The organism is Kineococcus lubricus (assembly GCF_050871965.1).
GTDB lineage: Bacteria > Actinomycetota > Actinomycetes > Actinomycetales > Kineococcaceae > Kineococcus.
In genome coordinates, this window is the sequence record NZ_JBJLSK010000006.1 from 151,975 (window position 1) to 169,440 (window position 17,466).

The 17,466-nt window shown below is 73.2% G+C and carries 17 protein-coding genes; all 17 read right to left on the bottom strand.

Annotated elements, in window-relative coordinates; genetic code table 11:
• Positions 1-8: 8 nt before the first annotated feature.
• Complete coding sequence (locus ACRYRX_RS06470) at positions 9-2,681, bottom strand: sensor domain-containing protein (protein ID WP_432511012.1); 2,673 nt, start codon at positions 2,679-2,681, stop codon at positions 9-11.
• Positions 2,682-2,870: 189 nt separating this feature from the next.
• Positions 2,871-3,377 carry a flagellar basal body-associated FliL family protein gene (locus ACRYRX_RS06475; protein WP_432511013.1) on the bottom strand — a complete coding sequence of 169 codons (507 nt, stop codon included), beginning with the start codon at positions 3,375-3,377 and terminating at the stop codon, positions 2,871-2,873.
• Between the two features lie 27 nt (positions 3,378-3,404).
• Positions 3,405-4,436, bottom strand: a complete 1,032-nt coding sequence (locus ACRYRX_RS06480; protein WP_432511014.1) for an OmpA/MotB family protein — start codon at positions 4,434-4,436, stop codon at positions 3,405-3,407.
• The gene (locus tag ACRYRX_RS06485; RefSeq protein WP_432511015.1) at positions 4,436-5,209 is read right to left on the bottom strand and encodes a motility protein A; all 774 of its coding nucleotides are present in this window, start codon (positions 5,207-5,209) and stop codon (positions 4,436-4,438) included. Before ACRYRX_RS06485 ends, ACRYRX_RS06480 begins: the two co-directional genes overlap by 1 nt.
• Positions 5,210-5,212: 3 nt before the next feature.
• Positions 5,213-5,539 carry a flagellar FlbD family protein gene (locus tag ACRYRX_RS06490; RefSeq protein ID WP_432511016.1) on the bottom strand — a complete coding sequence of 109 codons (327 nt, stop codon included), beginning with the start codon at positions 5,537-5,539 and terminating at the stop codon, positions 5,213-5,215.
• 254 nt (positions 5,540-5,793) lie between these two features.
• On the bottom strand, positions 5,794-7,083 hold the full coding sequence (locus ACRYRX_RS06495) for a flagellar hook protein FlgE (protein WP_432511017.1): 1,290 nt from the start codon (positions 7,081-7,083) through the stop codon (positions 5,794-5,796).
• 56 nt (positions 7,084-7,139) lie between these two features.
• Positions 7,140-7,910: a flagellar hook capping FlgD N-terminal domain-containing protein gene (locus ACRYRX_RS06500; protein WP_432511018.1), complete on the bottom strand. Its 771-nt coding sequence runs from the start codon at positions 7,908-7,910 to the stop codon at positions 7,140-7,142.
• Between the two features lie 88 nt (positions 7,911-7,998).
• Positions 7,999-9,915: a flagellar hook-length control protein FliK gene (locus tag ACRYRX_RS06505; RefSeq protein WP_432511019.1), complete on the bottom strand. Its 1,917-nt coding sequence runs from the start codon at positions 9,913-9,915 to the stop codon at positions 7,999-8,001.
• Positions 9,912-11,006, bottom strand: coding sequence for an NlpC/P60 family protein (locus ACRYRX_RS06510; protein ID WP_432511020.1), 1,095 nt, complete (start codon positions 11,004-11,006; stop codon positions 9,912-9,914). The genes ACRYRX_RS06505 and ACRYRX_RS06510 overlap by 4 nt, the downstream gene beginning before the upstream one ends.
• Positions 11,003-11,455 carry a hypothetical protein gene (locus tag ACRYRX_RS06515; protein ID WP_432511021.1) on the bottom strand — a complete coding sequence of 151 codons (453 nt, stop codon included), beginning with the start codon at positions 11,453-11,455 and terminating at the stop codon, positions 11,003-11,005. The genes ACRYRX_RS06510 and ACRYRX_RS06515 overlap by 4 nt, the downstream gene beginning before the upstream one ends.
• The gene (locus ACRYRX_RS06520; protein WP_432511053.1) at positions 11,452-12,774 is read right to left on the bottom strand and encodes a FliI/YscN family ATPase; all 1,323 of its coding nucleotides are present in this window, start codon (positions 12,772-12,774) and stop codon (positions 11,452-11,454) included. The genes ACRYRX_RS06515 and ACRYRX_RS06520 overlap by 4 nt, the downstream gene beginning before the upstream one ends.
• Positions 12,775-12,815: 41 nt before the next feature.
• The gene (locus tag ACRYRX_RS06525; protein ID WP_432511022.1) at positions 12,816-13,565 is read right to left on the bottom strand and encodes a FliH/SctL family protein; all 750 of its coding nucleotides are present in this window, start codon (positions 13,563-13,565) and stop codon (positions 12,816-12,818) included.
• On the bottom strand, positions 13,549-14,574 hold the full coding sequence (gene fliG / locus ACRYRX_RS06530; RefSeq protein ID WP_432511023.1) for a flagellar motor switch protein FliG: 1,026 nt from the start codon (positions 14,572-14,574) through the stop codon (positions 13,549-13,551). Before fliG ends, ACRYRX_RS06525 begins: the two co-directional genes overlap by 17 nt.
• A 3-nt stretch (positions 14,575-14,577) precedes the next feature.
• Entirely contained in the window at positions 14,578-16,200 is a 1,623-nt protein-coding gene (fliF, locus tag ACRYRX_RS06535; protein ID WP_432511024.1) for a flagellar basal-body MS-ring/collar protein FliF, read from the bottom strand.
• Positions 16,200-16,637, bottom strand: coding sequence for a flagellar hook-basal body complex protein FliE (fliE, locus tag ACRYRX_RS06540; RefSeq protein ID WP_432511025.1), 438 nt, complete (start codon positions 16,635-16,637; stop codon positions 16,200-16,202). Before fliE ends, fliF begins: the two co-directional genes overlap by 1 nt.
• 5 nt (positions 16,638-16,642) lie before the next feature.
• The gene (gene flgC, locus ACRYRX_RS06545; protein WP_432511026.1) at positions 16,643-17,038 is read right to left on the bottom strand and encodes a flagellar basal body rod protein FlgC; all 396 of its coding nucleotides are present in this window, start codon (positions 17,036-17,038) and stop codon (positions 16,643-16,645) included.
• A gap of 53 nt (positions 17,039-17,091) precedes the next feature.
• Positions 17,092-17,442, bottom strand: a complete 351-nt coding sequence (gene flgB / locus ACRYRX_RS06550) for a flagellar basal body rod protein FlgB (RefSeq protein ID WP_432511027.1) — start codon at positions 17,440-17,442, stop codon at positions 17,092-17,094.
• Positions 17,443-17,466: the final 24 nt, after the last annotated feature.

The window sequence follows — 17,466 nt, forward strand, 5'->3', positions numbered from 1 at the left end:
CTCACCGGCTACTCGCCGTGGACGACGATCCTGCCCTTGCCCGCCCGCTTGGCGGCGTACATGGCCGCGTCCGCTTCGTCCAGCAGCCGCTCGGCGCTCGCGTCGGGCCCGCCGTCGGCGGCCTCGGCGCCGCTGGTCCCGGCGAACCAGCGCACCCCGATGCTCGCCCCGACCCGTGCGTGGATGCCGTCCAGGACGATCGGGCGCTCCAGCGCGTCCAGGACCCGCTGCCCCACGGCCACCGTCTCGGCCCGCGTGGCCCCCGGGCACAACAGGGCGAACTCGTCCCCGCCCAGGCGCGCGACGGTGTCGCCGGCCCGCACGCAGCCGCCCAGCGCGCTCGCCACGACGACCAGCAGCTGGTCGCCGGCGGCGTGACCGGCGGAGTCGTTGACGGCCTTGAACCCGTCCAGGTCGACGTACAGCAGCCCCAGCCGCCGTCCGCGCACGGCGACCTCCCGGGCCAGGCGCTCGCGCAGCAGGGTCCGGTTCGCCAGCCCGGTCAGGGCGTCGTGGCGGGCCTGGTGGGCCAGCGCCGCCTCGGCGGCGCGCTGCTCGCCGACGTCCTCCAGCAGGCACAGCAGCATCGGCTCGCCCACGCGGGAGTGCAGCAGCGTGGCCGTCACCTCCCCCACCACCGGACGTCCTCCGGCGCTGAGGAAGGTGCTGTCGAAGGTGACCGCCGGCCGGGTGCCCGCGGCCACCGGGCGCAGCTGCGCCGTGAAGGCCGCCGCGGCCGCGGGCTCGACGAGGTCGACGAGCGGTGTGCCCGGCAGGGAGGCCTGGGGGTGGCGGGCGAAGCCGCGCATCGAGCGGTTGGCGCGCAGGATCCGCCCCGGGACCGGCCCCGCGCCGGGCCCGTCCCCGCCGCCGCCCGGGCCGGGGTCGACGGCGACCAGGACGATGCCGGTGGGGTTGCGCTCGAAGGCGGCGCGGAACAGCGCCTCGGACTCGGCGATGCGCTGTTCGGCGTCCAGCTGGGCGGTGATGTCGCTGGCCAGGGTCATGAACCCGCCGAGCCGGCCGTCACCGTCGTGCAGGGGCGCGCTGGTGAGGCTGACCGTCAGCAGGCTCCCGTCGCGGCGGCGGTAGCGGCAGCGGAAGGTGTGCGCTCCCCCGGCCCCGGAGGTGGTGAACAAGTCGGCGGGGTCGTCCAGCCCGGCCCGGTGCGCCAGGGCCTGCAGGTCGCCCGGCTCGTGCAGGTCGTCCACCGGGCGGCCGATCACCTCCCGGGCGTCCCAGCCCAGCATCCGCTCCGCGCCCTCGTTGAACAGGGTGATGCGGCCGGTGGTGTCGACGGCGACGATGGCGTGCTCGGTCGCGGCGTCCAGGACGCCGGCGATCAGGTCGTGGGCGCGGGCGACCTCCTCGGTGGCGGCGCGCAGGGCGGTGAGGTCGTGCAGGGCTGCGACGGCCCCGCCGTCCCACGCCGCTCCCGGGGCGGGAGGCAGCGGGTGGGCGCTGACGCTGACGACCTGGCCGTCGGGGTGGGCCGGGGAGACGAGGCGGCCCTCGACACCGACGACCGGCCGGCCGTGCAGCGCCCGCACGACCGGCAGGTCCGCGCGGTCGACGCGGGTGCCGTCGAGACGGAAGAAGCCGTGCGCCGATGACGGGTCGGCCATCCCCGGGATCGAGACCCCGCCGAAGAGGTCGTCGGCGGCCCGGTTGCGCAGCAGCAGGTTCCCGCGCGCGTCCACCACCGTCACGGCGTCGCTGATCGAGGCGAACACGGCGCCGAGCAGGTCGGCCTGCTCGTGGGCGTGGCGGGCGCTGCGTTCCTCGTCGGCCCGGGACAGGGCCAGCAGGAGGGTGGTGAGGACCAGGGCGCCGAGGAACGCCTCGGCGATCACGACCTGGGCACCGGTGGGCAGGTGCTGCCACGGGTGGTGCCCGAGCCGCACGGCCACGACCACGGCGACGGCGAGCAGGACCAGGTGCACGGTGACCGCCCGCAGCGACTCGCGCAGCGCGACCCACACCACGACCGGGAGGAGCAGGAAGGCGACCGACACGTCCGGTCTGAGCCAGAACGTCCCGACGTACGTCAGCGCCAGGGTCGCCGCGACGGCGCAGCGTTCGAGGGCCCGGGCGCCGGGCGGGCCGTCGGCGCCGTGGTGGCCCCCGCGCAGGACGGCGGCGAGGACGAGGAAGACGCTGAGGGTCTCGTGCAGCAGCCAGTGCACGGCGTCGCTGAGGTGGAGGGGCTCCACGGCGGCCGAGGCCAGCAGCACGACCGGCGTCGAGACCACGGCACCGGCCGCGGCACCGGCCGCGAGGGACCACAGGTCGGACGCGGTGCGCAGGCGCAACCCGTCCGGGCGCAGCCTCCGGTAGGTCCGTGCGCTCGCCAGGCCCTGCACGGCCAGGGCCAGGGCCAGCGCCAGCGCGGCCGCCGGCGACTCCCCCGTCAGGTGCAGCACCACCGCGGCGACGCAGACCAGGGCGCCCGTCCGCAGCGCCCACCGGGACCTCGACGACCCGGTCAACCACAGCACCGCGACCGCCGGCACCGGGGACACCACCGGCAGGGTCTGCGGGAAGCTGACGGCCTGGCCGGCCAGGACCCCGAGGGCGGTGAGGGCCGCGAAGACGCCCTCGCGCAGCACGGGGCGCCGGCTCAGGACCGTCGGCTCGTCGGGCACGGCGTGGTGCAGCGGGACCACCTCCTCCTCGTCCACCGCCCAGGCGGTCCGCTCGGTCGCCGTCGACGCACCTCGGGCGGCGAGGCCGCCACCACGTGCCCGACCAGTCTTCCCCGGTGGGGCGTCGCCGCGACCGGGAGCAGCAGCACGCCGAGCGGCCGGCACCACCCGCTCGCGGGTGGTGCCGGCCGTTCCCCGGTCAGCGGGTGGACGCCCGGGAGGGCGTCACTGCATGACGAAGCTGGTCAGGTAGATGCCCATGACCTCGGGGGTCTCGGCGCCTTCCTCGTCGTGCGTGGTGTAGGCCTCGATGATCTTCGCCTGCAGCTCGTTCTTCAGGTGGTCGCGCTGCTCGGCGTTCTCCAGGTCCGTCATCGACAGGTTGGAGAACTGGGAGATGATCAGGTCGAACGCCTTGGAGCCGTCGAGGCCGTCACCGCTGCCGCCGTGACCGCTGGCCTCGGCGGCCACGCCCTGCAGGGCGACACCGATCTTCAGGTAGTGCCCGTCGGCGAGGTTCACGCTGATCGGGTCCAGCGCCGTGACGGTGCCCGGGGTCAGCGTCGGGGTCGCGGTCGCCTCCGAGGCGGCGGCGGTGTCCCCCTTGGTGAGCATGAACACCCCGGCGCCGGTCCCGCCGGCCAGCAGCACGGCCGCGGCCGCGCCGATGATGATGAGCTTCTTGGCGCCGCCGGGCTTCGCCTCGCCGTCGGCCTTGTCCTTCTTGGCCATGGTGGCCTCCTTCGCGGTGGTGTCGGGTCAGTGGGCGACGGGGGACGTCAGGTTCGGCGAGATGCCCGCCGAGATGTCGACCGTGGTGTCGCCGGTCTCGACGGTGCCCGTCGAGGAGGCGTCGGTGGTGGTGGTGTCGGTGGTGCCGGTCAGCTCCTGCGGGCCGTCACCGGTGCCGGACTGCTGCGCGACCTCCGGCAGCAGCGCCTTGACGGCGTCCGAGCTCGGGGAGGCCACGACCAGGTCGACGCGGCGGTTGCCGGTCAGGGCCTCGGGAGCCTCGTTCGGGTACAGCGGGCGGGAGTCGGCGTACCCGGTCCCGGACAGCCGGGCGGCGGGCAGGCCGGCGGCGGCGAAGCGCTGCACGACGGTCATGGCCCGGGCGGCGGACAGGTCCCAGTTGTCGCGGTAGCGCGCGCTGCCGCTGAGCGGGAGGTTGTTCGTATGGCCCTGCACGGCGACGTCGTTGGGCAGCGTCGCCAGGATCGGCGCGATCGCGTCGAGGACCTCCCGGCCGGTCTGCTCCACCTCGGCGGAGGCGTTGGCGAAGAAGACGTTGTCGGCGACGAGCCCGACGACCAGGCCGTCGGCGGTGATCCGGTAGGTCACCTGGTCCTGGTTCCCACCGGGAGCCAGGGCCGCGTCGATCCGCTTCTCGATCTCGCGGTAGTCCTCGACCTCCTGCCGGGCGGCGTTGAGGTCCTTGGCCGTCTGCGCGGTCTGCGCCTTCTGGAGGATCTCGCGCACCTCGCTGGACAGGCTCTGCTGCAGCGGCTGCCCCGTCGAGTTCGGCGAGATGTCGATCGGCATGTCGCCGTTGTTGGCCTCGAGGATGCCGGCGCTGCCGGAGACCGCCTGGTTGCTGCTGGCGGTGCCCTTGGTGAGGCCGTCCTTGAACTGGGCGAACTTCAGCTGGTCGACCTGGCTGAGGGCGAAGAGGACGATGAACAGCGCCATGAGGACCGTCAGCATGTCGGCGTAGGAGACCAGCCACCGTTCGTGGTTGACGTGCTCCTCGTGCTCCTCGTGCTTGTGGCGCCGCTTGTGCGCTGCGGACATCAGGCCGCCTTCTTGTCCGGAACCGCGGTGCCCGGGGGCAGGAGGCTCTCGAGCTTCTTGGCCACCGAGCGCGGGTTGGAGCCGGCCTGGATGGCGAGGATGCCCTCGACGACGAGTTCCATCTGCGCGGTCTCCATGCCGGACAGGCGCATCAGGCGGGACTGGACCGGCAGGAAGAAGAAGTTGGCGCTCGCGACACCCCACAGGGTCGCGACGAACGCGCCGGCGATCATCGGGCCCAGGGCGGCGGCGTCGGACAGGTTCGCGAGGACGACGGTCAGGGAGATGACCGTCCCGCAGATGCCGACGGTGGGGGCGTAACCACCCATGTCGGCGAAGATCTTCGCGGCCTGCTTGTCCGCGGCCTTCTTGGCCTGGATCTGGGCGGTGAGGATCTCGTACAGCTCGTCGGGGTCGGTCCCGTCGATGGCCGTCTGCAGGCCGTCGCGCAGGAACTGGTCGTCGACCTCCTTGATGGCGTCCTCCAGGGCCAGCAGGCCCTCGCGGCGGGCGCGCTCGGCCATCTTGACGATGACGCCGACGGTCTCACCGGAGTTCTTCGGCTTGCCGAGGAACGCCTTCTGGAGCTGCTTGACCGAGCCGAGGCCGTCCTTGAGGACACCGCCCATGAAACCGACGCCGATGGTGCCGACGAACACCAGGACCAGCGGCCCGGGCAGCAGGATGTCGGTGATCGCACCGCCCTCGTGGTTCTGCGCCCACAGGATGGCGGCGGCGGCGACGATCAGGCCGCCGAGAGTTGCGAAGTCCATGGCTCAGGGCCTCCTGCGGTGCAGCGGGACCGGGGCCGGCAGCTCGCCGTCGGTCGTGCTGGTGGTCTGGTGGTCGGTGGAGTGGCCCTGCGGGTGCGAGGGCAGCTCGAGGACGTCGGCCGTCCCCGTCTCCTCCAGCGAGTGCGCGGTCGCGACGACGCGCGCGCGGAAGGCCATGACGCGCTCGATGACCTCGCCCAGGGGCTCGGTGACGACGAACTTCGCGCCGTCGACGAGCGTGATGACGGTGTCAGGGGTCGAGTCGACGCGCTGGATCAGATCGGGGTTCACGGCGAACACCGACCCGTTGAGGCGAGTCACGAGGATCACGTGTGGTCCGTCCTTGGCGATGGAGGCGGGGGCGCCCGTCCGTGGGCTGGGTGGTTCCACCCAGTTCATCGGCGCGATGCCCGTGGACCTGAGAGGGGGTTGCACCATGCACCCGTTCGTGCTAATGGGCCACCGGATGTCACTCTCCGCGACGGAAGCCGGAAAGCAGAACACCCTCTCGGAGCGGTTGCTCCAAGAGGGTGTCGGCAACTGCGGGCCCGGCCTTGACCGGGCCCGCAACGGGTGGATCAGCGTCAGCGCTTGAGGTTGACCAGTTCCTGCAGGACGTCGTCGGAGGTCGTGATGACCTTCGAGTTCGCCTGGAAACCGCGCTGGGCGAGGATCAGGTTGGTGAACTCCGCCGACAGGTCGACGTTGGACATCTCCAGGGAGCCGGCGAGGATGCCCCCGCGGCCGGCCTGGCCGGCGATGCCGTACACCGGGTTCCCCGAGTTCGTCGAGACGCTGTAGAGGGAGTTGCCCTCCTTGCGCAGACCCGCGGCGTTGTTGAACGACGCGATGGCGACCTGGCCCAGGGACTGCTTGTACCCGTTGGAGTACGAGCCGGTGATGACGCCGTCGGTGCCGAAGGAGTAGCTGGTCAGCGTCCCGATCGGGGCGCCGTTCTCCGTGCCCTGGATCGAGCTGGTGCCGGAGGTGCCGACGTAGCCGGACAGGCCCTTGAGGTCCAGTTCGATGGTGTGCGAGACACCCGCCGCGTCCTTGTACGCCAGGCCCGGGTAGACCCGCGCGGTGTCGGCCGCACCGATCGGGTTGGTGGTGGTGAAGTCGATGGTCTGACCGGTGCTCACGAAGTCACCGGCACCGCTGTTGGCGGTCGGGTCCCAGATCTGCACGTCCCAGTCGTTCGACTTGGTGTAGGTCGAGGTCCCGGAGTTGTACGTGCCCTGGTTCTGGAAGCGCACCTGGACGGTGGTCAGGTTGCCCTGCTCGTCGTACCCCTTGAAGGTGGTCGTGGGCGCGGGGGGCGTCTTGCCGCCGACGGGGGTGTTGTCCAGGTTGCCGGTGATGGTGCCGGTGGTGGTCGCCTTGGCCGGCATCACCGTGTCGGAGGGGATGACCAGCTTCTGGATCTGGCTGTTGGTGTTGATGTCCCCGTTGGCGTCCGGCTTCCAGCCCATGACGTAGGCGCCGTCGTTGGTGACGACCGAGCCGTTCGCGTCGAGGGTGAAGGACCCGTTGCGGCTGTAGAAGACCCCGTCGCCCTGCTGGACGGCGAACATGCCGTCGCCCTGCAGCATCAGGTCGGTCGACTTGCCGGTCGCCTGCGCCGAACCCTGGGTCATGTTCTGGGTGATGGCCTGGACGCGGACACCGAGGCCGACCTGCGACGGGTTGGTCCCGCCGTTGGCGTCGGTCGGGGCACCGGCGGCCTTGGTGAGCTGGGAGAGCGTGTCGGCGAAGACGACACCCGAGCTCTTGAACCCGGCGGTGTTGACGTTGGCGATGTTGTTGCCGACGACGTCCATCATCGTCTGGTGCGAACGGAGGCCGCTGACGCCGGAGAACATGGAGCGGAGCATGCTTCAGACCTTTCGAGGGGGCTGACGGGGAGGAACGGGAGGAGCGAGCGGAGGGATCAGGCGGACTGCGAGGAGTTCGTCGAACCCGGGGTTCCGGTGGTGCCGGAGTTCTGGGTGGTGCTCGGGGTGCCGGTGCCGCCCGTGGCGGCGCTGCTACCGGTGCTACCGGCGCTGCCGGTGGTCTGGGCGCCCTGAGCGGTCCCAGTGGCTCCGGAGGTCCCGGAGGACGCGGTGGACGAGCTGCTGGAGGTCCCCGCGGTCGCGGTGCCCTCAGCCTTCGCCTTGGCCTCCGCGGCCGCCTTCTCGGCCGCCGCGTTGATCGCGGCGGCGTCGATGGTGCCGACCCCGGTGACCTTGGACAGGACGACGCTGACGCCGTCCACGTTCAGGACCGGCTCGCCGTTGGTGCCGCCGGCCGAGCCCTGGGTGAACGAGACGGACTTGACCTCACCGGTCACGACCTTGCCGTTCGGGTCGGTGTAGGACACCTTCTGCCCGACCAGCGCGCTGGCCTGCAGCTTGTTCTGCGCCGCGACCATCGTGCTGGACTGGGTGGCGACGTCCTGCATGGCCTCCAGCGCGGAGAACTGCGCCGTCTGCGCCATGAAGGCCGTGGTGTCCGCCGGCTTCGACGGGTCCTGGTACTTCAGCTGGGCGACCAGGAGCTTGAGGAACATGTCCTTGTCGTCCTTGGTCTTCTTCGTCGCCGCAGCCGAGGTGTCGGTGGCGTTGGCGGTCTTGGTCGCCTTCGCCGCGGTGAGGGCGTCGGAGTTGGCCGTGAGGGAGGCGTAGTAGCTGCTCGCCCCGCTGGCCGCATCGATCGTCATGCCTTCTCCTTCGGACGAACGGGTGAGGAGCTGTAGCCCGAACGGGCACTCACTGCGCCCGGTCGGGTGGATTCCCGGCTGGAACGGTTCAGACGCTCAGGTCGACGCGGCCGTCGGCGGCGGCGGCGAGCTCACGGGCCGCGCGGCGCTCGGCGGCGGCGGCGGAGAACGCCGACCGGGCGCTGTGGCCGGGCGACTGCTGCCCGCTCCCCTGCTGGCCGGCCGAGCCCTGCTGCCCCTGGCCGGACTGCGCGTCGGCCGAGCGGCCCTGCTGGGAGGCCCCGGAGTCGGCGCGCACGTCGACGCTGGTCTGGGTGAAGCCGGTGGTCGCCAGTTCGCGCTGCAGGTCGCCCACGGCGGCCTTCAGGGCGTGCCGGGCGGCCTCGGAGGCACCGGCCAGGGACACGTGCAGGGCTCCCCCGCTGACCTCGGCGGTGACCTTGACCGGGCCCAGGCCCTCCGGGGTCACCTCGACGGTCATGCGGTGCACCGCGTCGGTGTGCGGCAGGTCCTCGACCTTGCCGGCGACGCCGTGCGCGAACGCGGCCGGGTTGGTCAGCGGCAGCGGTGCGGGCGGGGTGGAGGCCGTGGCGGTGGCCGGGGCGGTCACCGTGGCGGTGCCGGTGACCGAGGGGGCCTGCGCGGGGACCAGCGTCAGGGCCGGGTCCACGTCGGCGGGCCGCACCTGGGGGGCCGCGGCGGCGACCGGCGGCGCGGTCTGCGCGGTCACCGCGGGGCCGGTGGCCGGGACGGTCGGCAGCGGCTGGGTGGGGGCCTGCTCCGCGCCGCGCGCGGCGGAGGGGGCGAACTGCGGGGCCGGGGTCTGCTGCCCGGTCTGCTGCCCGGTCTGCTGGCCACCCTGCTGCCCGGTCTGCTGGCCGGTCTGCTGGCCCGCCTGGCCCGAGGTCTCCCCCGCGCCGGTGGGCACCACGACGACCGGCGCCGCGGTGTCGGCCGCCCCGGGAGCGGCCGGGGTGGCCGGGGTGGACGGCGCGGCCTGGGTGGCCGGCGCCGCAGCGGCGACGACGGGCGCCGCCGCGGCGGCCGGAGCCGTCGCCGCAGCGGTCGCCGCAGCGGTCGCGGGAACCACCGGGGTGCTCGCCGCGTCCGGCCGCGCGTGCTGCGGCAGCCCGGTGACGGCGGTCTGCACCGCGGCGGGGGCGGTGGGCACGGCCGCGGGCGTCGAGGTGACGGTCGCGGTCGCGAGCGCCGCGGCGACGGGGTCGCCGGTCACGGCGGGCGCGGTGGCCGGCAGGGGCGCCGGGACCGGCTGCGCGGCAACGGGAGTCGCGGCGGGCGCGGCCCCGGCGAGCGGGGCGGCGGCCGGGGCTCCCTGAGCCGGTGCGCCCGCGGGGGCGGCCTCGACGACGGGCTGGGTGGTCGCGAGGGCCGGGGCGGTGACCGGCCCGACGGTGGCCTTCTCGACGGTGACGGGCAGGCCGGTGGCACCGGCGGCGGTGCCGGGTGCGGCGGCGAGCGTGGCGGTCGCGACCGCGGCCGGGGCCTCGGCGGTGACCTCGCCGTCGACGGCCCGGGGGGTCAGCGCGGCGCGCAGGGCCGCGGGCAGCCCGAGCAGGGCGGGGTCGACGGGGGTGACCGGGACCGCGGTGGCCTCGGTGCGGGGCTCGTCGGTGGTCTCGACGTCGGCGCCGTCGGCCTTGCGGACGGTGGCGCGGCCGGGGCGGGCGGACTCGGTGCGGTCGGCCCGGTGCTCACGGGCGCGGTCGGCGGCCCCGCCCTGCGCGCGGTCGGTGCGCGCGGGGGCGTCGGGGCGCGCGTCGTCGGCCCGGCCGGGGCGCACCGGGCTGTCCGGCTGGTCGCGCTCGGGGCGCACGGCGCGGTCCTCGCGGGGGCTCCGCTCGTCGCGGGCGGAGGTCCGCAGGTCCTGGACGGCCTGCCCGAAGGAGTCGGCGAAGTCGCCGTCGGAGGTGGGGGCGGTGCGGACGGTCTCGCGCGGGGCGCCCACCGGGAACGGCAGGGAGGTCACGGACAGGTTGGTGCTCACGCGGCACTCCCGAGGTCGGCGGTGATCTTCTTGACGTAGTTCTGGGTCTCGGTGAACGGCGGGATGCCGCCGTACTTCTTCACGTTCCCGGGCCCGGCGTTGTAGGCGGCCAGGGCCAGCGGGACGGACCCGAAGGTCTTCAGGTGCCCGGCGAGGTACTTGCCGGCCGCGTCGATGGAGGCGAACGGGTCGCTCGGGTCGATGCCCAGGCTGCGCGCGGTGGCGGGCATGAACTGCATCAGGCCCGTCGCCCCGGCACCGCTGCGGGCGGCGGGGTTGAAGCCGGACTCCTGCTTGGCGACGGCCCGCAGCAGGCCGGCGGGCAGGTCGTACTTCTGCTCCGCGGCGCTGAACGCGGCCTCGTACGGCGCCGACTTCGCGGAGGTCGAGGACAGCGACGCCGGCCGCACGTACGAGGAGGAGCCGGCCGCGGTGGTGCCGCCCAGCCCGGACAGCAGCGCCGCGGCGACACCGGCCCCGGCGGCCGTGGTGGCGGCGGCGGTCCCGAGGCGGCGGATGGTCACGGGGGTCTCCCAGACCTTGGAGATCTTCACGACGTCACCCGTCTTCGGCGCGTGCAGCATCCTGCCGTCGCCGACGTAGATCCCGATGTGGTGGCCGTTCTCCAGGACGACGAGGTCGCCGGCCCTGGCCTGGGCCAGGGACGGCACCTCGGTGCCGACCTTCGCCTGCTGGGCCGCGGTGCGGGGCAGGGTGATGCCGACCTGCTTGGCCGCGTACTGGACGAGGCCGGAGCAGTCGAAGCCGGCGGGGGTGGTGCCGCCCCACTTGTAGGGGGTGCCGGTGTACTGCTGGGCGACGGCCAGCAGCTTCTGCCCGGCGGAGGTGTCGTTGAGGGAGCGCAGGCCGCGGCCGACGACGCCGGAGGCGCCGGAGCCGGTGGTGGACAGCACGTCGGCGAACGCGGACGAGGCGGCGGTGACCGACGAGGCGGAGGAGGCGGAGGAGGCCGGGGAGACCGAGGAGATGGGGGTGGCCGTGGCCAGGGTCTGCCCGAGCCCGGTGCCGGTGAACCGCGCGATCCGGGCCTCGATGTCGGCGATGCGGGACTGGATCTCGGCGACGCTCACCGGTCACCGCCCTCGAGCTGGGCGCGGCGGCGGGCCTTGGCGGCGAACTCGGCGACCGTGCGGTCGTCGAGGGCCTTCTGGTCGGCGCGCAGCGCCGCCTCCTCCTGGGCCTGCTCGTGGCGCTCGACGATGCGCTCCAGGGAGCGCTCGGCGCGGCGGGCGCGGGCCCAGGCGGCCTGCTTCTCCCCCAGGTCGACCTCGGCGCGGGCCACGAGGGCGCGGGTGTTCTCCAGGTCGGCGACGAGGGCGGAGCGGCGGGCCACGGCCGCGGTCCAGGCGGCCATGGTCTCGTCGGTCAGGTGCGCCTCGCCGAGCTCGCGGCGCACGCGGGCGGCGCGGCGCTGCTCGTTGCGCAGCACCGCGTTCGCGGCGGCGACGTCGACCTTGATCTGGTCGGCCTGGACCTTGCGGAGCTTCAGCAGGGCCAAGATGGCCTTGGCAGCGCTCACCGGGCACCTCCGAAGCTCTGGACGAGCTGCTGCAGCTGGGCCCACGCCTGGTCGGCGGGGGTGATGTCGTGGATGTCCTGGCGCAGGAACGCGTTGATCGCGGGCAGGTGGGCCACCGCGGCGTCGACCTCGGGGTTGGCCCCGGGCTGGTAGGCGCCGACGTCGATCAGCTCCTTGGCCTCGCGGTGAGCGGCCATGACGCGGCGCAGGGCGGTCGCGGCGGCCTTCTGCTCGGGCGTGGTGACGCGGCCGGCGACGCGGGAGACGGAGTCGAGGACGTCGATGGTCGGGAAGTGCCCGGCCGTGGCCAGGCGGCGGTCCAGGACGACGTGGCCGTCGAGGATGGAGCGGGCGGTGTCGGCGATGGGCTCGTTGTGGTCGTCGCCGTCGACCAGGACGGTGTAGATCCCGGTGATGGAACCGGTGACGCCGGGCCCGGCGCGCTCGAGCAGGCGGGGCATGAGGGCGAACACGCTCGGCGGGTACCCGCGGGTGGCGGGGGGCTCGCCGACGGACAGGCCGATCTCGCGCTGGGCCATGGAGACGCGGGTGAGGGAGTCCATCATGAGGACGACGTCGGCGCCCATGTCGCGGAAGGACTCCGAGATCGCGGTGGCGGTCAGGGAGGCGCGCAGCCGCAGCACGGGGGCCTCGTCGGAGGTGGCGATGACGACGACGGAGCGGGCCAGGCCCTCCGGGCCCAGGTCGTCCTCGAGGAACTCGCGGACCTCGCGGCCGCGCTCGCCGATGAGGGCGAGCACGGACACGTCGGCGGAGGTGCCGCGGGCGATCATGGACAGCAGCGAGGACTTCCCGACGCCGGAGCCGGCGAAGATGCCGAAGCGCTGGCCGCGGCCGGCGGGCACCAGGGTGTCCAGGGCCCGCACGCCCAGCCCCAGCGGGGTGTCGACGCGGCCGCGGGTCAGGGCCGGCGGCGGCGTGGCGTGCAGGGCGGCGCGGGGGGCGGCCACGAGGGGCTCGCCGCCGTCGAGGGGGTTGCCCATGGCGTCGACGACGCGCCCCAGCAGGGACGGGCCGACGGGGACGTCGGAGGGGCGGCGGGTGGCGACGGCGGGGGCGCCGGCGGCCAGGCCGGTGAGGTGCCCCAGCGGCAGGCAGCGCAGCTTGGAGCCCTCGGCGGCGACGACCTCGGCGGGGATGGAGCAGCGGTGGTCGCCGAGCAGGATCGTCTCCCCCACGGCGGCCTCGAGGCCGGCGACCTCGACGGAGAGCCCGACGATGCCGCTGACGCGGCCGATGACCTGCGGGGCGGCGGCCGTGGCGGCGCGGGCGACCTGGGGGGCCAGGAGCTCGCGCACGCCGGCGGCGAGGCGGGTGCTGAGCAGGTTCGTCGGGGCGTTCACGCCTGGACTCCGTCCAGGCCCTCTCCGACGAGGGCACCCAGGGCGCGGGAGATGCTGGCGCGCAGGCCGGCATCCACCTCGGTGTCACCCTGGCGGGCGATGGCGTCACCCGGTGCGATGGCGGGGTCGGGGAGGAAGCTCACGAGTTCTGTGTCGGACGATGCGTGCTTCCCCTTGAGGGCGTCACCCGTCAGGGCGCTCAAGTCGTCCGGGTGGACGCGGACGGTGACGGGCTTCTCGGCGTCCAGGGGCTTGAGGGCGCGGCGCACGGCCTCGCCGACGGGCGAGTCCATCAGCTGCACCTCGCGGTCCAGGACGGCCCCGGCGAGCTCGAGGGCGAGCTCGAGGACGGTGTCGGCCAGGGCGCCGATGGCGGGTTCGCGCTCGGCGCGCAGGGCGTCGCCGGCGGCCAGCAGGGCCTCCTCGGCCCGGCCGCGGGCCGCGCGGCGCTCCTCGCGGTCGGCGCGGGCCGCGGCGTGCGCGGCCTCCTTCTGGGCCTCCAGCTCGGCGGCGGCCTTCTCGGCGGCCTGCCGCATGCCGGCGGCCCAGCCGGCGGCGTAGCCCTCGGTGCGGGCCTTCTCGCGCAGCTGCACCAGTTCCTCGGTGTCCTCGCGCGGGGCGAGGTCGAGGCCGACGAAGCCGCGGGCGGAGGTGCTCGTCGCGGCCGGGACCGCGACGAACACCCGGGGGTCGCGCGTGGTGGTGGGCCGGGTGTCGGCCGGCACGAAGCTACGCGACGAAGTCATCGTCACCACCACGGGTCAGCACGATCTGGCCGGACTCCTCGAGCTGGCGGATGATCGCGACGACCTTCTGCTGCGACTCCTCGACCGCGGACATGCGGACCGGGCCCATGAGCTCGATCTCGTCGAGCAGGTTCTCGCGGGCCCGCTCGGAGACGTTCTTGAGGATCTTGTCCCGGACGGTCTCGGTGACGCCCTTGAGGGCGGTGGCGAGGTCGGCGGTCTCCACGCCGCGCAGCACGAGCTGGATGGCGCGGTCGTCGAGGGTGGTGATGTCCTCGAAGACGAACATGAGGCCGCGGATCTCCTCGGCCAGCGCGGCGTTCTTGGTCGCCAGACCCTCCAGGATGGAGCGCTCGGTGCCGCGGTCGGCGCGGTTGATGATGTCGACCAGGGGCTGGACGCCGCCGACGGCGGTGTTCGTCTTGGCCTGCAGCACGGTGGAGGTGCGGCGCTGGACGACGTCCTCGACGAGGCGGACGTACTCGGAGCTGGTCGCCTCCATGGTGGCGATGCGCAGCGCGATGTCGGCCTGCATGTCGGCGCTGAGCCCGCCGAGGATCATCGAGGCCTGGTCCGGGCGCAGGTGCGCCACGACCAGGGCGATGGTCTGCGGGTGCTCGCCGGTGAGGAACGTGAGGATCTGCTGCGGGTCGGCCTGGTGCAGGAACTGGAAGGGCTGCACCACGGCCGCCTCGGCGACGCGGCCGAGGACCTCGGCCGCGCCGTCGGCGCCCAGCGCGCCCTCCAGGAGGGACTGGGCGAAGTCCAGGCCACCGAGCCCGCCGCGCAGCGGCGAGGCGATCATCCCGTGGAACTCCTCCAGGACGACGCCGGCCACCTCGGGGCTGACCGCGCGCAGCCGCAGGATCTCCGCGGTCAGCTCCTCGATCTCGGCCGGACGCAGGTGCCCCAGCACCTTCGCGGCGTTCTCCTGACCGACCTGCAGGAGCAGGACGGCGGCCTTCTGCGCCCCGGTGAGGGGAGCGACCTCGAGCTCGGTGGACGACACGGGTCAGGACCTCCGATCGGCGAGCCAGCCGCGGAGCAGTTCCGCGACTTCCTCGGGCTGGCGGGAGACGAGTTCGACGACCTCGGTGCGACGGGCGGCCGCGGCCTCCAGGGCCGGGTCGACCGGTGCTGCTTCGATCGCCACAGGCTTCTCGACAGCCGGGGCGATTTCCTTGAACTCCTCGGCCGGGGCGGTGATGTCGCCCAGCTGCAGCGGGTCGACGTCCAGGACGTCCACCTGCTCCACCTTGCGGCGGCGGAAGGCCACCAGGATGACGACGAGCATGATCAGGACGAGCAGGGCCAGGGCACCGGTCTTGGCGTAGCCGATGAGGGTGTCCTGCTGCTCGGCCTTCTCGGCCTCGGCCAGCGCGGCGGCGGCGTCGGCGGCGGCGGTGTCGTCGAACGCGGTCTTGACGACCGTGATCTGGTCCCCGCGGGCCGCGTCCACGCCGGCGGCCTGGGTGGCGATCTGGGTGACCTGGTTGACGTCCGCGGCGGCCGCGGCGCCCTTGGCGCCGGCGTTCAGCACGACCGAGACGGTCTGCTTGGTGACCTTGCCGGGGGCCTGCTTGATGACCGTGTCGGTCTTGTTGATCGCCGGGTTGCTCTGCTCGGAGGTCTTGGCGTAGCCGCCGTTGCCGCCCTGGGCGGTGGTGCCGGGGACCTGGATGTTGTCCGGGCCCAGGACGCCGGTGGCCGCGCCCCCGGTGCCGGTGCCGTTGTACGTCTCCGACGTCTTCGACTCCGCCAGCGGGTCGATCTGCTGCGGCTGGGTGTACTCGGTCGACTGGGTCGTCTTGTCGTCGAAGTCGAGCGTCGCCTTGACCGTGGCCTTGACGTTGCCCTTGCCGTAGATGCCCTCGAGGTAGTCCTGCAGCTCCGTGGACGCCGAGGCGTTGTAGTCGCTGGTCTTCTCGTTCTGCGCGGTCGAGCCCGAGCCGTCGGTCGAGAGGGTGTTGCCCTCGCCGTCGATCACGGAGACGTTCTTGGGGTCCATGCCCGGGACGCCGCCGGCGACGAGGTTCACGATCGAGGTGACGTTGTCGTTGGACAGGGACGCGCCCGGCTTGAGCTTGACCAGGACCGAGGCGGTCGTGGGGTCCTGCTCGTCGAGGAAGACGTCCTTCTCCGGGATGGCGAGCTGGACCACGGCGGAGTCGACGCCCGCGAGGGAGCTGATCGTCTTGGCCAGTTCCCGCTTCAGGTCCTGCTGGTAGGCCTGCTGCTGCACGAACTCCGAGGCGGTGACGCCCTGGGTGGCCAGCAGCGAGCCGGTGTTGGCCTCGGTCGCGGCGGGCAGCCCCGCGCCGGCCATGGCCAGGCGCTCGGCGTCGACCTTGTCGGCCGGCACCAGGATGGACTTGCCGCCGTCGGCGATCTGGTACTGCACGCCGTCGGCGGTCAGCTTCTCGGTGATGGCGCTGGCGTCGGTCCCCGACAGGTTCGAGAACAGCGGCGCGTACGACGGCTTGGAGGCCCACTGGGAGAACAGGACCGCGCCGCCGAGGAGGGCGGCGACCACCGCGATGACGACGGCCTTCTGGCCGACCGTGAACGTCCGGAAACCGGAGACGAAGTTCTTGGCGTTCTCGACGATCGCCGCGCTTCCCTTGGCCTTGGCCATCAGACCTGCATCCTCAAGATCTCGTTGAAGGCTTCGACGGCCTTGTTGCGGACGGCGACGGTGAGCTGGGTGGCCAGCTGGGCCTCGTTGCTGGCGATCATGTAGTCGTGGACGTTGGTGAGGTCACCGGTGGCCGCCTTGACGGCCAGGTCGTCCGACCGGGACTGCATCCCCTGGAGCTTGTCCAGCCCCCCGGAGAGCAGGGACGCGAACTCGGTGCCGGAGGCGCTGTCCGCCCCGCCGACGGCCCCGGTCGCGGGGATCCCCAGGGCCGAGGTCGGCGCGACCGTGCCGGTGTAACCGGTGCCGGTGCCGCCGCCGATCGAGCTGGTCATCTGCGCGTTGTCGGTGTCGGCGATGCCCTGCCCGAACCCGGTGGCCAGCGTGCCCAGGGCGCCGGTGACGTTCCCGACGCCGCCGATCGATTCGATGCTCACCTACCTCACCCCTTCCCGAGCTGCAGCGCGGACGTGTAGGCGTCCTTCGCGGCGGTGATCGTCTGCAGGTTGGCCTGGTAGGCGCGCTGGGCCATCATCAGGCTCGTCATCTGGGTGCTCATGTCGATGTCGGGGTACTTGACGTAGCCCTGCTCGTCGGCGAGGGGGTTGCTGGGCTCGTACACCCGGCGGCCCTCGGCGCTGCCCTTGACGATGCCGGCGACCTGGGTGCCCTTGCCGTCGGCGGCCTCGGAGGCGACCACGTACTTGGCCTCGTAGGCCGGGTCGCTCGTGCGGGTCGCGGTGTTGATGTTCGCCAGGTTGTCGCTGACGGCGTCCATCCACTTGCGGTTCACGGTGACGCCGGTGCCGGCGATGCCGATCGCGTCGAAGATGCTCATGGGGTGTGCTCCGGATGTCAGGTCAGGGGGACGGGGATCGGGGGTTCAACCCGTCATTGGCTGCTCATCGCGGTGCGCAGCATCGAGTACTTGGAGTTCAGCGCGCTCAGCACCGTCTGGTAGCTGAGGTTGGTGGAGATGTTCGAGATCGTCTCCTCGTCGAGGTTGACGTTGTTGCCGTCCTCGCGGGTCGGCTCCAGCGACTTCCTCGTGGAGATCTGCGTGGTGGCCGCGGCAGCGGCCGAGCCGCCGGCGACCGCGCTGGCCAGCGCGTCCTCGAACTGCACCTTGTTGGCCAGGTAGCCCTTGGTGTTGATGTTCGAGATGTTGTCGGCGATGGCCCGCTGCCGAGCCTGCAGACCGTTCAACGCGGTGTGCAGTGCGACGCTGGTGAGATCGGACACGGGGCCACCCTCCGGGTTTCGAAC

Bases quoted from the DNA above. Each gene is read 5' to 3' on its own strand.
- ACRYRX_RS06485 (WP_432511015.1), bottom strand. From the start codon at position 5,209: ATGGACTTCGCAACTCTCGGCGGCCTGATCGTCGCCGCCGCCGCCATC.
- ACRYRX_RS06480 (WP_432511014.1), bottom strand. From the start codon at position 4,436: ATGTCCGCAGCGCACAAGCGGCGCCACAAGCACGAGGAGCACGAGGAG.
- ACRYRX_RS06475 (WP_432511013.1), bottom strand. From the start codon at position 3,377: ATGGCCAAGAAGGACAAGGCCGACGGCGAGGCGAAGCCCGGCGGCGCC.
- ACRYRX_RS06500 (WP_432511018.1), bottom strand. From the start codon at position 7,910: ATGACGATCGATGCGGCCAGCGGGGCGAGCAGCTACTACGCCTCCCTC.
- fliF (WP_432511024.1), bottom strand. From the start codon at position 16,200: ATGGCCAAGGCCAAGGGAAGCGCGGCGATCGTCGAGAACGCCAAGAAC.
- ACRYRX_RS06525 (WP_432511022.1), bottom strand. From the start codon at position 13,565: ATGACTTCGTCGCGTAGCTTCGTGCCGGCCGACACCCGGCCCACCACC.
- ACRYRX_RS06495 (WP_432511017.1), bottom strand. From the start codon at position 7,083: ATGCTCCGCTCCATGTTCTCCGGCGTCAGCGGCCTCCGTTCGCACCAG.
- flgC (WP_432511026.1), bottom strand. From the start codon at position 17,038: ATGAGCATCTTCGACGCGATCGGCATCGCCGGCACCGGCGTCACCGTG.